The organism is Streptomyces sp. NPDC006510 (assembly GCF_040611955.1).
GTDB lineage: Bacteria > Actinomycetota > Actinomycetes > Streptomycetales > Streptomycetaceae > Streptomyces.
The window spans coordinates 133,328-148,245 of sequence record NZ_JBEXPH010000001.1 but is presented as its reverse complement, the minus strand read 5'-3'; the positions used below and the strand labels follow the sequence as shown (position 1 = coordinate 148,245).

Below are 14,918 nucleotides of genomic sequence, written 5' to 3'. Positions count from 1 at the left end.
CGGGCCGCCATGATCCCGTGCGCGCGGCGGGTCGACAAGGGCCTGCCCGGCCCGCGCACCTGCGTCAGACCCGCTCGCGCGGCTTCGCGCGCCGCGTCTGGCTGCGTACCGCGCCCATGCTCGCCCCGATGACGAGGGCGATGGCCAGCGCGTCGGTGGTCGTCAGGGCCTGGTCGAGGATCAGGAATCCGGCCGCGGCCGCGATCGCCGGTTCCAGGCTCATCAGGATCGCGAAGGTGGGCGCGGGCAGGCGGCGCAGCGCCATGAGTTCGAGGGTGTACGGAAGCACCGAGCTCAGCAGCGCCACCGCCGCGCCCAGCCCCAGCGTCGACGGGACCAGCAGCTTCGAGCCCGCCTCCATGATGCCGAGGGGCAAAGAGAAGAGTGCGGCGACGACCAGGGCCAGGGCCAGGCCGTCCGCCTGGGGGAAGCGGCGGCCGGTGCGGGCGCTGAAGACTATGTACGTCGCCCACATGGCGCCCGCGCCGAGCGCGTAGGCGGCGCCGACCGGGTCGAGGCGGTCGAAGCCGCCCCCGCCCAGCAGCACGACGCCGCCCAGCGCGAGCCCGGCCCAGACCATGTTGATCGGGCGGCGGGACGCAATCACCGAGAGGGCGAGCGGGCCCAGCACCTCCAGGGTGACGGCCGCGCCCAGCGGGATGCGGTCGGCCGCCTGGTAGAAGAGCGTGTTCATGCCGCCCATGGCCAGCCCGAACGCGAGGACCGTGCCCCAGTCGGCGCGCGAGTGGCCGCGCAGCTTCGGGCGGCAGACGGCCAGCATGACCAGCGCGGCCACGGCCAGACGCAGGGTGACGACGCCGAGCGCACCGGCCCTCGGCATCAGCAGGACCGCGACCGCGGAGCCGAACTGGACGGAGAGGCCGCCCGCGACCACCAGCGCGACCGGGGCGAGTGCCGCGCCCCGGCTCTTGGGGCGAGCGGGGCCTGCCGCGTCGCCCAGGGCGGGAGCCGCCTCGGGTACGGCGACGGCTGCGGCCTGATCCACGGCCACCACCCCTGCGGCACTGCGCTGATCGTTCACCTGCGGTGTTCCTCCCGGATCCGACAGTGCAATTCAATGCACTGTTCGATTGAAGATACTGCACTTCTCCCGTGCGGTACGTCCTCTTACGGTAGGTACCTCCGTGTGGCACGTGAAATGTCGGTCGAGCTGTGGTTATGCTTCCCGCGCATGAGCATGGGGCGTTCCGGACAAAGCGCTGGTCGCGGCATCGAAGTGCGGCATCTGCGCGCCTTCCTCGCCGTGGCCGACGAGGGCAACGTCACCCGCGCCGCCGCCCGGCTCCGTCTCACCCAGCCCGCGGTCTCCCGCACCCTCGCCGCCCTGGAGCAGCACCTAGGCATCCGGCTCGTCGACCGGTCCACCCACCATCTCGTCCTCACCCCCGAAGGCGTCGCCTTCCGGGACAAGGCCGCCGCCGCGGTCGCCGCCTTCGACGAGGCGCTCGACGCCGGCGGGCTGCGCCACTGGCCGCTGCGGCTCGGGCACGCCTGGTCGGCGTTCGGCCCGTACACCACACCGCTGCTGCGCCGCTGGCAGGAGCTGTATCCGCAGACCCCGCTCGAACTGCTGCGGATCGACGACCGCACCGCCGGTCTCACCCGCGGCGAGGTCGATGCCGCGCTGCTGCGGGGGCCCGTGGAGGCGCCCGGTCTCGTCACCGAGGTGCTGTTCGACGAGGACCGGGTGGCGGCGGTGGCGGCGGACGGACCGCTCGCGGGCCGCGCCGCGCTCCGTCTCGCCGATCTGGCGGGCGAGACCGTCGTCCTCAACACCGTCTCGGGCACCACCACCGTCGAGCTGTGGCCGTCGGGCGGGCGGCCCGCCGCGACGCTCACCGTCGCCAACACCGACGACTGGCTGATGGCCATCGCGGCGGGGCGCGGGGTCGGGGTCTCCGCCGCGTCCACCGCCGACATGCATCCGCACTCCGGGGTCGCCTACCGGCCGTTGGTCGACGCCCCGAGCGTCTCCGTCCTGCTCGCCCGGCGGGATGCGCCTGGGCATCCGGCACTGCCGAAGCTTGTCGCGCTGGCGCGGGAGGTGGTGGGGCGGGGGGTTGCGGGGTGAGGGGGCGGTGCGGGGTGGGCGGGGCCGGGGGGCCTGTTCCCCTACCCGCCCCTTCCCGTAACCGGGGCTCCGCCCCGGGCCCCGGTCCTCAAACGCCGGACGGGCTGGGTGGTCCGCCGGAGGGGCTGGAGTTGGGGCTGGATGGCCCGCCGGGCAGGCCGGGTGGTCCGGGTGGTCCGCCGGGCGGTCCGGGTGGTCCGCCGGGCGGGCCGGAGGGTGCGTCGGGCGGGGGCAGGGCCGCTGCCAGTAGTTCTGCCAGGTGGTGTGCGCGTACGCCGCCCAGTTGTTCCAGCTGTGTCCGGCAGGAGAAGCCGTCCGCCAGGAAGGCCGTGCCCGGTTCCGATGTTTGTACCGACGGGAGCAGGCTCTCCTCCGCGCAGGCCACGGATACGTTCCAGTGGCCCCGTTCGAAGCCGAAGTTGCCGGCCAGGCCGCAGCAGCCGCCGCTCAATTCGCCGGTCAGTCCGGCGCGTTCCCTCAGTCGGCGTTCCGCCGCGTCGCCCAGGACCGCGTGCTGGTGGCAGTGGGTCTGGCCGGCGGCCGGGCGGTTCAGGCGGGGTGGTTGCCAGTCGGGGGCGTACTCCTCCAGGTACTGGGCCAGTGTTCTCACCGACGCGGCCAGTTCGGCGGACCTCGGGTCGTCGGGGAGGAGTTCGGGCAGGTCCGTGCGGAGGGTGGCGGCGCAGCTCGGTTCGAGGACGACCAGGGGGGCGCCGAGTGTGCCGCCCAGCCGGTCCAGGGTGCGGCGCATGACCGTGCGGGCCTTGTCCAGCTGGCCCGTCGATACGTAGGTGAGGCCGCAGCACAGCCCTCGGCCGGCGGGGATCGAGTGGCGGCCCGCCGCTTCCAGGACCCGTACCGCCGCCCGGCCCACCTCGGGCGAGAGGTGTTCGGTGAAGGTGTCGGGCCAGACCATGGCCACCTCGTCGTTCGAGAAGATGAACGTGCCCTTGCCCCAGCGCCGGTTGAGCCACCGGGTGAACGTCTCCCGCGCCAGGACCGGAATGTCGCGCTCCGGTGCGACGCTTGCCAGCCGCTTGGCGAGGGCGGCGAGGAGGCGCACCCGGGCCAGGGCGTTGAGGGCGGGCGCGAACGGGGACGCCAGGCGCAGCCATGTCGGCAGCCGGCCCATCGTGTAGTGGGAGGCCGGGCGCAGCCGCCGCCGATAGTGGTGGTGGAGGAACTCGGCCTTGTACGTGGCCATGTCGACGCCCACCGGGCAGTCGCTGCGGCAGCCCTTGCAGGACAGGCAGAGGTCGAGCGCGTCCAGTACCTCCGTCGACCGCCAGCCGTCCGTGATCACCCCGCCCGCGTCGCCCGCGAGCATCTCGTGCAACAGCCGGGCCCGGCCCCGGGTGGAGTGGGCCTCCTCGCCGGTCGCCCGGAACGACGGGCACATCACACCGGTGCCCACCGGCTCCGCCGTACGGCATTTGGCGACGCCCACACACCGGCGTACCGCCGCCGAGAAGTCACCGCCGTCGTGCGGGTAGCCGAACTCGACGTCCACCGGGCGCTTCGGCAGCACGTCGAAACGGAGGTTCTCGTCGAGGCGGGCGGGGCGGGTGAGGATGCCGGGGTTCATGCCGCCGTACGGGTCCCAGATGTCCTTGAAGCGGGAGAAGAGGGCGACCAGTTCGTCCCCGTACATGCGCGGGAGCAGTTCGGCGCGGGCCTGACCGTCGCCGTGTTCGCCGCTCAGTGATCCGCCGTGCGCGACGACCAGGTCCGCGAGCTCCTCGGAGAAGCGGCGGAAGCGGGCCACCCCCTCCGTGCTCAGCAGGTCGAAGTCGATCCGGACGTGGATGCAGCCGTCGCCGAAGTGCCCGTACGGAGTGCCGCGCAGCCCGTGTCCGGCGAGCAGGGCTCGGAAGTCGCGGAGGTAGGCGCCGAGGCGGGCGGGCGGTACGGCGCAGTCCTCCCAGCCGGGCCAGGCCTCGGTGCCGTCCGGCATCCGGGTCGCGGTGCCGGCCGCGTCCTCGCGGATCCGCCACAGGGCCCGCTGTCCGGCCGGGTCGGTGACGACGGTGCCGTTCAGGGCGTCGGCCGCCCCGAGGACGCGCTCGGCGTGCGCCCGCGCCTCGACCGGGGTGGCGCCGCCCGTCTCGACGAAGAGCCAGGCACCGCCGCGCGGCAGCCCGACCGGTTCCCGTACGAGATCGGCGGCCATGCCCTCGACGGTGAGCGGGTGGTGCGGGAGCAGGCCGGGGGCGGCTTCGGCGGCCGCGGCCTCGTCGGCGTATCCGAGTACGGCGAGTGCGCGGGCGGCCGGTGCCTCGACCAGTCGTACGGTCGCCTCCGTCACCACACCGAGTGTCCCCTCGCTGCCGCAGAAGGCGCGGGCGAGGTCGGTGCCGCGTTCGGGCAGGAGGGCGTCCAGGGCGTATCCGGAGATGCGGCGCGGGAGTTCGGGGAAGCGGGTGCGCAGCAGGGCGAGGTTGGTGCGGATGAGTTCGGGGAGGCCGGCCAGGGCCTCGGGGGTTCCGCCCCGGCCCAGTCGCAGGGTGTCGCCGCCGTAGCGGGCCACGGTCAGGGTGTGCACGTTGTCGGCCGTGGTGCCCCAGGCGACCGAGTGCGCGCCGCAGGAGTTGTTGCCGATCATGCCGCCCAGCGTGCAGCGGCTGTGCGTGGACGGGTCGGGGCCGAAGGTGAGGCCGTGCGGGGCGGCGGCGGCGCGCAGCTCGTCCAGGATCACGCCCGGCTGGACGACAGCGGTACGGGCGCCGGGGTCCAGTTCGACGATCGCGCGCAGGTGGCGGGTGAGATCGAGCACGACGCCGGTACCGGTGGCCTGCCCCGCGATGGAGGTGCCGCCGCCGCGCGGCACCACGGGCACCTCGTGCGCGCGGCAGACCGCGAGTGCGGCGGCCACGTCGTCGGCGTCGCGCGGGAAGACCACGCCGAGCGGTACCCGGCGGTAGTTGGAGGCGTCCATCGTCGTCAACGCCCGTGCGGTGGCACCGAAGTCGGCCTCGCCGCGGACCGCGGTGCGCAGGGCCTGGGCGAGTTCGGCGCGTTCCGTCGGATTCTGATGTGCGGCCATGGGGCCCAGGATGCCGTTGATCGGGCCACTGGGGCCGTCCGGCGCCGCCCGTTTCCCCTGAATACGTCAATACGTCGGAATACGTCGGACGCATAGTCACATACGTAACAGAGAACGCCACAAGATCTTCCCAAAGAGAGCGTCAATTCTCATATAGTGGCCGAGACTTGCCTTGGAATTGTCAGCTCCAGTTGCCGCATTCACTCCCGCTGCTCCGAACTGTCCCGATCCGAACCATTCGACCCGCCCGATCTGTCCGACCCCGTCCGTTCCGTCCGCCCCCGTCCGCTCCCAAGGACTCCCATTGAGCCCCTCATCCCGGCCGACCGCAGTGGCCCTGCTGATATCGCTGGCCGTCACCGGATCCCTGTGTCTGTGGGCGGTCGTCGCGGCCCCCGACTCGGTACGGACCGAGCTGGCCTGGGGGGCGGGTGCCGCCGCCGTGCTGCTGTCCGCCGCCGTGGCCGTCGCCGTCCAGGCCCGTGCCAACGCCAACCGTCTGCGCGCCCGACTCGCCTCGGAGACCCAGCGGTTCACCGGCGAGATCAGCCGCCTCGTGTCCGCCTCCGCGGCCGAGGGCCAGCGGTTCACCGCCGAGACCGCCCGAATCAAGTCCGCCGCGGCGGCCGAGACGGCACGCCTCAGGTCCGCGGCCGAGGCCGAGACGGCGCGGCTCACCGCACATGCCGCCGCCGAGACCGAACGGCTCACCGTGGAGATCGCGCGGCTCACCGCCCGCGCGACCCGCAGCGAGACCGAGCGCTCGGCCGCAGTCGCCGCCTGCGCCAACGCCGCGGGCCGGATGCAGGCCCTGGCCACCAGCATGCTCGCCGACCTGCGCGAGATGGAGCACCGGCACGCCGCCGAGGACGTGCTCGGCGATCTGCTGCACCTGGACCACCGCACCGCCCAGGCGGGCCGGCTCGCCGACTCCATCGCCGTGCTGACCGGTGCCCGCTCCGGGCGGCGCTGGGCGAAGCCGATCGTGATGGAGTCGATCCTGCGCGGCGCCATGGGCCGGATCAGCGGCTACCAGCGGGTGCGGCTCCACTCCACCAGCGATGTCGCGGTCGCCGGTCACGCCGCCGAGGGCGTCATGCACGCGCTCGCCGAACTCCTCGACAACGCCGCCAACTTCTCGCCGCCCACGGCCGAAGTCCATGTGTACGTCGAGGAGGTGCCGGCCGGCATCGTCCTGACCGTCGAGGACAGCGGCCTGGTCATGAGCGATGTGCAGCTGCGCCGCGCCGAGCGTGCGGTGTCGGCCACCCAGGACCTGGTGGGGCTCTCCGGCACCCGGCTCGGCCTCGCCGTCGTCGGCCGGCTGGCCCGCAAGCACGGCCTGACCGTCTCGTTCCGGCCCTCCGCCCGCGGTGGCACGGGCGCCCTGATGATGCTCCCGCAGGAGCTCCTCACCCGGACCCTGGTAGCGGCCCCCGCCCCGGTGTCCCGGCCGGTGCCCGAGCCGGAACCCGCACACGGCACCGCGCCGGCGAGCACTGCGGCGAGCACGGCGACGGGCACAGCGGCCACGACCGACGCCCAGCACCCGCAGCACGCACCGGCCGCCGCCGAGCCGGCCGGACCCGCCCCGGCGGACTCCGCCACGGACTCCCCCACGTCCGAGACCACCGGCAACCTGCCCCGGTTCGGCGAGAGCGGGCTGCCCAAGCGCCCCCGCGGCCGTACCCTCGCCGCCGCCGAGGCCCGCGCCAACACCCACGCCGACGGCGCCGCGACCCCCCGGCCCCGCACCTCCGACCCCAAGGAACAGGCAGCCCGCTTCAGCAGCTTCCGCCAGGCTGTTCGGGCCAATTCCCCGTACCCGGAAGAAGGCAACACCCGATGACCGCCACCACCGACGAGAAGCTCAACTGGCTGCTGGAGGGGCTCCTGGAGCGCACCCCCGGCACTCGTCACGCCCTCGTCCTGTCCAGGGACGGCCTCAAGCTGTGCCGCACCCCCGAGCTCTCCGTCGACCAGGCCGACCAGCTGGCCGCGATCTCGGCCGGAATCCAGAGCCTGTCGCACGGCGCCTCCGTCGAGTTCGGTGACGGCACCGGCGGCGTACGGTCCGCGATGGCCGAGTTCTACGGCGGTGTGCTCTTCATCGTCGAGGCGGGCGCGGGCGCCCATCTCGCGGTCGTCGCCTCCGAGGACTCCGACGTCGGCCTCATCGGCCACAACATGAGCGAACTCGTCGAGCAGCTCGGCGAGCACCTCAGCGCCCCGCCCCGCTCCCCCGCGGCCTCCGAGGTCACCACCACCGACGCCAACGCGGCCGTATGACCCGCCCCCGCCCCGGCCGGGACGACGATCCGGACCGGCTGTACACCCTCACCGGAGGGCGCAGCCGGTCCGACTCGGACGCGTTCGACCTGGTGACGCTGGTGGTCTCCGAGTGCGAGCCGAGCCCCGGCATGCAGTCGGAGCACGTCACGATCCTGCGGATGTGCCAACTGCCCACCGCGGTCGTGGAGATCGCGGCGGCCCTCGGCCTGCCCGTCAGCATCGTCCGGATCATGCTGTCCGATCTGCTGGACACCGGACGGATCAGCGCCCGTCACCCCCGTACTGCCCGTGTCGCGGACCGGCTCCCCGACCCCGACATCCTGGAACAGGTGCTCGTTGGACTCCGCAACCTCTGACCGTGCCGCCCTGCGGGCGACGGCCGACAACGGACTGAAGATCGTCGTCGTCGGCGGCTTCGGCGTCGGCAAGACCACCATGGTCCGCTCCGTCAGCGAGATCCGTCCGCTGAACACCGAAGAGACCATGACCCGCGCGGGCGAGGCCGTCGACCACCTCGACGGTGTGCAGTCGAAGACGTCCACGACCGTCGCCTTCGACTTCGGCCGGATCTCGCTCGACGAGCGCTCGGTGCTGTACCTCTTCGGCGCCCCCGGTCAGGAACGCTTCTGGTTCCTGTGGGACCGGCTGTTCTCCGGCACCCTCGGTGCCGTCGTGCTCGTCGACACCCGCAGGCTCGCCGACTCCTGGTACGCGATCGACCGGCTGGAGCACCACGGCACGCCGTTCATCGTGGCGTGCAACGACTTCGGCGGCCCGCTCCACACCGAACAGCAGATACGCGAGGCGCTCGCCCTCTCGGACGACGTGCCCCTGGTGGAATGCGACGCCCGGGACCGTTCGTCCAGCAAGTACGTGCTGATCACGCTGGTCGAGTACCTCCACGCCCTCTCGCGGGGCGGGGCCGCCGCCCGGTCCGGCGCCCCCGAAACCGACCCGTCCGCCGCCCGTCCGGAGACCGCGCCGGAGAAGACCCCGGAGCCCACCCCGTGACCCAGCCCCCGGCACCATCCTCCGGCTGCCCCGTCTCCCAGGGCCGCGTGCCGCTCTCCGGCCCCCGGTTCCAGACCGATCCGACCGGGCTCTACCGGGACATGCGCCGCGACCACGGGTCCGTGGCGCCGGTCGTCCTCGACGGTGACGTCCCCGCGTGGCTCGTGATCGGCTACCGCGAACTGCACCAGGTCACCGGCGACCCGGTGCTGTTCAGCCGCGACTCCGACCTGTGGAGCCAGTGGGACCGCATCCCCGACGACTGGCCGCTGCTGCCGATGATCGGCCGCAAGCAGCCGTCGATCCTTTACACGGTCGGCCCCCGGCACACCGAGCGCGCCGCGATGATCAGCAACGCGCTGGAGGCCGTCGACCCGTTCGCGCTGAAGCGGTACGCGGAGGAGTTCGCCGACGGTCTCATCGACCGGTTCTGCGCCACCGGCGGCACCGAGATCATCGCCGACTACGCGATGCTGCTGCCCGCCCTCGTCCTGGCGAAGATCTACGGCTTCGACGACACCATCGCCCACGCGCTCGTCGGCTCGCTCAACGACATGATCGACGGCCGGGAGCGGGCGCTGGCCGGCCAGCAGCACCTCGCCTCGTCCATGTTCCAGCTGCTGGCCGACAAGCACGCCGAGCCCGGCGACGACGTCGCCTCGCGGATGATCGCCGACCGCGGCCACTTCACCGACGAGGAGGTCGCCCAGGACCTGATGGTCATGATGGCCGCGGGCCACCAGCCGACCGCCGACTGGATCGGCAACTCGCTGCGGCTGATGCTCACCGACGACCGGTTCGCCGCCTCCCTCTCCGGCGGCCGGCACAGCGTCGCCGAGGCCATGAACGAGGTCCTGTGGGAGGACACCCCGACGCAGAACGTCGCGGGCCGCTGGGCCTCGCGCGACACCCGTCTCGGCGGCCGCCACATCCAGGCGGGCGACCTGCTTCTGCTGGGCATCGGCGCCGCCAACGCGGACCCGCAGGTCCGCACCGACGGCTCCGCGATGACCGGCGGCAACAACGCCTTCCTCTCCTTCGGCCACGGCGAGCACCGCTGCCCGTTCACGGCCCAGGAGACCGCCGAGGTCATCGCCCGTACCGGCATCGAGGTACTGCTCGACCGGCTCCCGGACATCGACCTCGCCGTCCCCGCCGGACAGCTCACCCGGCGCCCGTCCCCGTGGCTGCGGGGCCTGACCGGTCTGCCGTTGACCTTCACGCCCACCCTCGCCCTGGGACCCGCGGCGGGAACCGACACCGGAGGCCAGAGATGACCCGGATCGTCCTCGACCCCTTCGTCACCGACCTCGACGGCGAGAGCGCCCGGCTGCGGGCCGCGGGCCCGCTCGCCGAGGTGGAACTGCCGGGCGGGGTGCACTGCTACGCGGTCACCCACCACGCCGAGGCGCGGCAGCTGCTCACCGACAGCCGGATCGTGAAGGACATCAACGTCTGGAACGCCTGGCAGCGCGGCGAGATACCGATGGACTGGCCGCTGATCGGCCTCGCCAATCCGGGCCGCTCCATGCTCACGGTCGACGGCGCGGACCACCGCCGGCTGCGCACCCTGGTCGCGCAGGCGCTGACGGTGAAGCGGGTGGAGCGACTGCGGGCCGGCATCGAGGCGCTGACCACGGCGAGCCTGGACCGGCTGGCCGCGCTGCCGAAGGGCGAGCGGATCGACCTGAAGGCGGAGTTCGCCTACCCGCTGCCGATGAACGTGATCAGCGAGCTGATGGGCGTGGACAGCGCCGACCACCCGCGGCTGAAGGAGCTGTTCGAGAAGTTCTTCTCGACGCAGACGCCGCCCGAGGAGGTCCCGCAGATGATGGCGGACCTCGGCGCGCTGTTCACGAAGATCGTCGACGGCAAGCGGGAGAACCCGGGCGACGACCTCACCAGCGCCCTGATCGCGGCCTCCGAGGACGGTGACCGGCTCACCGACGAGGAGATCGTCAACACCCTCCAGCTGATCATCGCGGCCGGTCACGAGACCACGATCAGCCTGATCGTGAACGCGGTCGTCGCGCTCCAGACGCACCCCGAGCAGCGCGAGCAGGTGCTGAGCGGTGAGGTGCCGTGGGAGAACGTGATCGAGGAGACCCTGCGCTGGAACACCCCCACGTCGCACGTCCTGATCCGGTTCGCCACCGAGGACGTCGAGGTGGGCGACAAGGTCCTGCCCAAGGGCGAGGCGCTGATCGTCTCCTTCGGCGCGCTCGGCCGCGACGAGGCGCAGCACGGTCCGACCGCCGGTGACTTCGACATCACCCGCTCCCCCAACCGCCACATCGCGTTCGGCCACGGCCCGCACGTCTGTCCGGGTGCGGCGCTCTCCCGGCTGGAGGCGGGCGTGGCGCTGCCCGCGCTGTACGAGCGGTTCCCGGAGCTGGAGCTCGCCGTACCCGCGTCCGAGCTGCGGAACAAGCCGATCGTCACCCAGAACGACCTGCACGACCTGCCGGTGGACCTGGGCTGACCGGCATCCCCCGCCCGGCTGCTTCGGCGTCCCCCCGCACGCCGTCCACGGACCGGAGCGGGTGTCTCATCCGACGGACACGGTGCTCGGCCGTGTCCGTGAGGCACTACGCTCCGGTTCGTGGCCGATATCCAGATTCCCGCTGACATCAAGCCCGCCGACGGACGCTTCGGCGCCGGTCCTTCCAAGGTGCGGACGGAGGCGCTCGACGCGCTGGCCGCCACCGGTACGTCTCTTCTCGGTACGTCCCACCGCCAGGCCCCGGTCAAGAACCTGGTCGGCGCGGTGCGTCAGGGCGTGCGCGACCTCTTCTCCCTCCCCGAGGGCTACGAGGTGATCCTGGGCAACGGCGGCTCCACCGCCTTCTGGGACATCGCGACGCACGGACTCATCGAGACGAAGTCCCAGCACCTCAACTTCGGCGAGTTCTCGTCGAAGTTCGCGAAGGCCGCCAAGCTCGCTCCGTGGCTGGCCGACCCGACCGTGATCGCCTCCGACCCGGGCACCCACCCGGACCCGCGGGCCGAGGCGGGCGTCGACGTCTACGCCTTCACGCACAACGAGACCTCGACCGGTGTCGCCGCGCCCGTGAAGCGCGTCGCGGGCGCCGACGAGGGCTCCCTGGTCCTGGTGGACGCCACCTCCGGCGCCGGCGGCCTGCCGGTCGACATCACCGAGTCGGACGTCTACTACTTCGCCCCGCAGAAGTCCTTCGCCTCCGACGGCGGCCTCTGGATCGGCGTCTTCTCGCCGGCCGCCCTGGAGCGCGCCGCGCGCGTCCACGCCTCGGGCCGCCACATCCCGGAGTTCTTCTCGCTCCCGACGGCGATCGACAACTCCCTCAAGAACCAGACGTACAACACCCCGGCGCTGGCCACGCTGTTCCTCCTGAACGAGCAGCTGACCTGGATGAACACCCAGGGCGGCCTGGACTTCACCACCGGCCGCACGGCCGACTCGGCGCGGAACCTGTACGGCTGGGCCGAGGAGTCGAAGTACGCGACCCCGTTCGTCAGCGACCCGGCGAAGCGCTCGCAGGTCATCGGCACGATCGACTTCGCGGACGAGATCGACGCCGCCGCCGTCGCCAAGGTGCTGCGCGCCAACGGCATCGTCGACACCGAGCCGTACCGCAAGCTGGGCCGCAACCAGCTGCGCGTGGCGATGTTCCCGGCGATCGACCCGTCCGACATCCAGGCGCTGACCGCCTGCATCGACTACGTGATCGAGAAGCTGTAGCGAGTACCCCGCATGACGAAGGGCCCCGCGCCGGTGCGCGGGGCCCTTCGTCGTTCACTCGGTCGGGTGGCGGAACGGCTTTCGGGCACTGGCGACCGGACCGGCCTACGATGATGACCTCGACATCACCCCTTCAGGAGGCCCGCAATGTCTGCAGCAGCAGTCGAGCACCCCTGTGACGGTGAGCCGGAATCGCTGCTCGACACGGCCAACAGCCTCATGGAGCAGCACCCGGGTTACCGCGTCGAGATCATCGGAGGCGTCATCACAGTGGCCCCATCCCCGGACGCCCCGCACGCCCGAGTGTTGACCAAGGTCATGCGCCCGTTCATCGCAGCCGGTCTCGACGACGGCGAGGCAGAGGTCCTTCAAGGGATCGGCGTGTGGCTCCCCGGCGGCCCGGCCGACTACGCCATCCCCGACCTGGCGGTCGTCGACGCCGATCTCGACGAGCATCTGGTCGAGAACAACTGCTACGACCCCGCCGTCTTCCGCCTCGTCCTGGAGGTCACCTCCAGCAACTACAACAACGACCTGCGCAACAAGGTCGCCGCCTACTCCGAGGCCAAGATCCCGGTGTACGTGATCATCGACCGCAGGCACGGCCGGGTGCATGTCCTGACCGAGCCCATGGGCGGCGGTTACGACAGCCACCAGGTGTACGCCCCGGGGCAGACCGTCACACTGCCCGAGTCGATCGGCGCCCCGGTGACCCTCGACGTCGACAAGCTCATCCAGGCCGGCCGCTACCGCGCCTGATCACCCGGCCGCCACCAGAACCTCCCGGAGCCGGGCTATGCCCGGGACCCATTCCTTGTCCCCCGCGTCGTCCCACAGCTCGCGCAGCTCCGAATTCTCGCCCAGCACCGCGTCGAGGGCCTTCACCGCGAGGGGGCGCAGGTCCGTCGCGAGGGCGGGCAGGGGGTTGTCGGGGCCGTACGCGGTGGTCACCGGCTCACCGCCCGGGCACTGGGAGGCGACCAGTGCCGCCGCCGCGACGGCGGGAGCGCCCTCGTCACTGTCCAGGTAGTCCGCCTCGATCGCGACGGTCAACGCGTTACGGATCACCGCTTCCCGTCCGGCCTCCGGTGCGTCGTCGATCTCGCCGGAGAAGTCCGCGGCGGTGTCGTTGTCGAAATGGCCGGTGTCCCAGGTGCCCATGAGGTTCCCTCCGCAAGCGCTGTCCGTACGTGGGTAACTCTCGCATCCACCACTGACAACGGCGGTGCGCTGCCAGCGCCGTTCGCCCTCGCACCACTCCTCCGTCGGCACCAGTCCCGCCGCACCGGCCACGGTGGCGGAGGCGTCGTGGTCCGGATGGATGTGGGCGAGGACAGTACGCACCGCCCCCGGCCCCGCCCCCAGCAGGTGCGCCACCAGCCCCGCCGCGGCCTCCTTCGCGTACCCGCGCCCCTGCCACCGCGTCCCGACCACCCAGGCGATCTCCGCCTCCGCACCCGGCACGTCCACCGTCGCCTGCACGTATCCGGCCAGCCGGCCCTCGCCCCGTACCCGCAGCACCCAGTTCCACCACCGCACCCCGGGGTCCGGTGATCCGGCGGCCTGGCGTCGGTAGCGGGCCCGCAGATCGTCGGCGGTCTCCGGGGCGCCTCCGGTGTACGTGTGCAGGGCCGGGTCGTCCAGCACCGCCGCCATCTCGTCCGCGTACCCGACCCGCAACGGCAGCGCGTCCAGCCGGGCGGTGACGAACGGCTCGGGATCCAGGATCATCCCCTCATTTCCCCTTCCGCCGCCGCCCCATGAACACCAGGAAGCCGATGCCGGCGAGTACGAGCACCCCGGTCAGGGTCGTCCCCTTCACGTCCCCGGTGCCCGCGCTCCCCGCTCCGGCGGACGAGGCCGACGAGTCGCCGCCCCGGGACGGCGACTTCCCGTCGCCCCCGTTGCCGCTGTCCACGTCCACCCGCTGCACGTCGCTCCGCTCCCCCTCCGAGCCGAACATCAGCGCCGAGCCGTCCGCCGTGTACGTCACGGACTCCGCCTGCCGCTGGAGCGGGGCCCGGACCGCGTGGTCGGCGCTGAGCCTGCCGTTCTCGAAGACGTAACCCCGGGCGCTGAAGTAGGAGCGCAGCACCAGTTCCTTGCCGTCCGGCGAGAACGCCCCGTCCGTCACCCACGGCACCTCGCCCACCCGCCGGAAGACATTGGTGGCGCCGGTGGTCAGCTTCGCGGGGCCCTCGTACAGCCCGCCGCCGTCCTCGTTCTTCGACGCGATGTAGACGCGTCCGGTCCTGGGGTGGACCATCAGGGCCTCGGCGTTGCGCGGGCCGTCCGCGTACTTCACGTCGAACTGGGTGGCCCGGACCGTCGCGTCCTTCAGTTGCTCCGGCTCCGGGAAGCGGTAGATCCAGACGTGGTCCCAGCTGCCGTTCAGGTTGTCACCGATGTCACCGACGTACAGATTGCCGTCCGGGCCGAGCGAGATGGCCTCCACGTCGCGCGGCTGCCCCACCCCGCTCATGGTGATGGTCGCGACGGTCTTCCCGGTCCGGGAGTCGACGGCGTGGACGTACGGCCCGTCGTCGCTGTCGTTGTGCGTCCAGTAGATGCCGGGGTGGACGCGGCTGGCGGCGAGGCCACTGGACTCGGTGATCCGGGGGTCCTCGATCGTGAAGCTCCGGTCGGCCCCGTCGTCGGCCACGGCCGGAGCCGCCCCGGCGAACAGGAGCAGCGCGGCGGCTCCGGACACAGTCAGGTACGAACGCATGGCACAAGTGTCCATCGTCACGTCGCAGGCG

General features: G+C 72.3%; 13 protein-coding genes and 1 pseudogene. 9 read left to right on the top strand and 5 right to left on the bottom strand.

The genetic code is table 11. The annotated features are described in order from the left end of the window. Positions 1–64: 64 nt before the first annotated feature. A complete protein-coding gene (locus ABZY11_RS00745; protein WP_356477012.1) occupies positions 65–1,042 on the bottom strand; it encodes an EamA family transporter in 978 nt (325 codons plus the stop codon). Between the two features lie 150 nt (positions 1,043–1,192). On the opposite strand from ABZY11_RS00745, the gene ABZY11_RS00740 reads away from it, so the two are divergent. Beyond that, complete coding sequence (locus tag ABZY11_RS00740) at positions 1,193–2,092, top strand: LysR family transcriptional regulator (RefSeq protein WP_356477011.1); 900 nt, start codon at positions 1,193–1,195, stop codon at positions 2,090–2,092. A gap of 88 nt (positions 2,093–2,180) precedes the next feature. Here ABZY11_RS00740 and ABZY11_RS00735 read toward each other — a convergent pair whose 3' ends face one another. Continuing rightward, positions 2,181–5,135, bottom strand: a complete 2,955-nt coding sequence (locus tag ABZY11_RS00735; protein WP_356477010.1) for an FAD-binding and (Fe-S)-binding domain-containing protein — start codon at positions 5,133–5,135, stop codon at positions 2,181–2,183. Between the two features lie 304 nt (positions 5,136–5,439). Here ABZY11_RS00735 and ABZY11_RS00730 point away from each other — a divergent pair, with 304 nt between their 5' ends. From ABZY11_RS00730 to ABZY11_RS00695, 8 genes are all read left to right on the top strand, one after another. Further along, positions 5,440–6,984, top strand: coding sequence for an ATP-binding protein (locus ABZY11_RS00730; RefSeq protein WP_356477009.1), 1,545 nt, complete (start codon positions 5,440–5,442; stop codon positions 6,982–6,984). Next, a complete protein-coding gene (locus tag ABZY11_RS00725) occupies positions 6,981–7,424 on the top strand; it encodes a roadblock/LC7 domain-containing protein (protein WP_356477008.1) in 444 nt (147 codons plus the stop codon). Before ABZY11_RS00730 ends, ABZY11_RS00725 begins: the two co-directional genes overlap by 4 nt. Beyond that, positions 7,421–7,783 carry a DUF742 domain-containing protein gene (locus tag ABZY11_RS00720; protein WP_356477007.1) on the top strand — a complete coding sequence of 121 codons (363 nt, stop codon included), beginning with the start codon at positions 7,421–7,423 and terminating at the stop codon, positions 7,781–7,783. Before ABZY11_RS00725 ends, ABZY11_RS00720 begins: the two co-directional genes overlap by 4 nt. Then, positions 7,764–8,438, top strand: a complete 675-nt coding sequence (locus ABZY11_RS00715) for an ATP/GTP-binding protein (protein WP_356477006.1) — start codon at positions 7,764–7,766, stop codon at positions 8,436–8,438. Before ABZY11_RS00720 ends, ABZY11_RS00715 begins: the two co-directional genes overlap by 20 nt. Next, positions 8,435–9,715 carry a cytochrome P450 gene (locus tag ABZY11_RS00710; RefSeq protein WP_356477005.1) on the top strand — a complete coding sequence of 427 codons (1,281 nt, stop codon included), beginning with the start codon at positions 8,435–8,437 and terminating at the stop codon, positions 9,713–9,715. Before ABZY11_RS00715 ends, ABZY11_RS00710 begins: the two co-directional genes overlap by 4 nt. Beyond that, entirely contained in the window at positions 9,712–10,920 is a 1,209-nt protein-coding gene (locus ABZY11_RS00705; protein ID WP_356477004.1) for a cytochrome P450, read from the top strand. Before ABZY11_RS00710 ends, ABZY11_RS00705 begins: the two co-directional genes overlap by 4 nt. A 120-nt stretch (positions 10,921–11,040) precedes the next feature. Further along, the gene (gene serC / locus ABZY11_RS00700) at positions 11,041–12,159 is read left to right on the top strand and encodes a phosphoserine transaminase (protein WP_356477003.1); all 1,119 of its coding nucleotides are present in this window, start codon (positions 11,041–11,043) and stop codon (positions 12,157–12,159) included. Positions 12,160–12,306: 147 nt separating this feature from the next. Continuing rightward, positions 12,307–12,918 carry a Uma2 family endonuclease gene (locus tag ABZY11_RS00695; protein WP_356477002.1) on the top strand — a complete coding sequence of 204 codons (612 nt, stop codon included), beginning with the start codon at positions 12,307–12,309 and terminating at the stop codon, positions 12,916–12,918. Here ABZY11_RS00695 and ABZY11_RS00690 read toward each other — a convergent pair whose 3' ends face one another. The 3 genes and pseudogenes from ABZY11_RS00690 to ABZY11_RS00680 form a co-directional block, all read right to left on the bottom strand. Further along, positions 12,919–13,320, bottom strand: coding sequence for a DUF4259 domain-containing protein (locus ABZY11_RS00690; RefSeq protein ID WP_356477078.1), 402 nt, complete (start codon positions 13,318–13,320; stop codon positions 12,919–12,921). It lies immediately after the preceding gene. Between the two features lie 72 nt (positions 13,321–13,392). Then, positions 13,393–13,890 (bottom strand): annotated as a pseudogene (locus ABZY11_RS00685) (GNAT family N-acetyltransferase); the annotation flags it as partial. 4 nt (positions 13,891–13,894) lie between these two features. Next, entirely contained in the window at positions 13,895–14,887 is a 993-nt protein-coding gene (locus ABZY11_RS00680) for a WD40 repeat domain-containing protein (RefSeq protein ID WP_356477001.1), read from the bottom strand. Between the last annotated feature and the right edge of the window lie 31 nt (positions 14,888–14,918).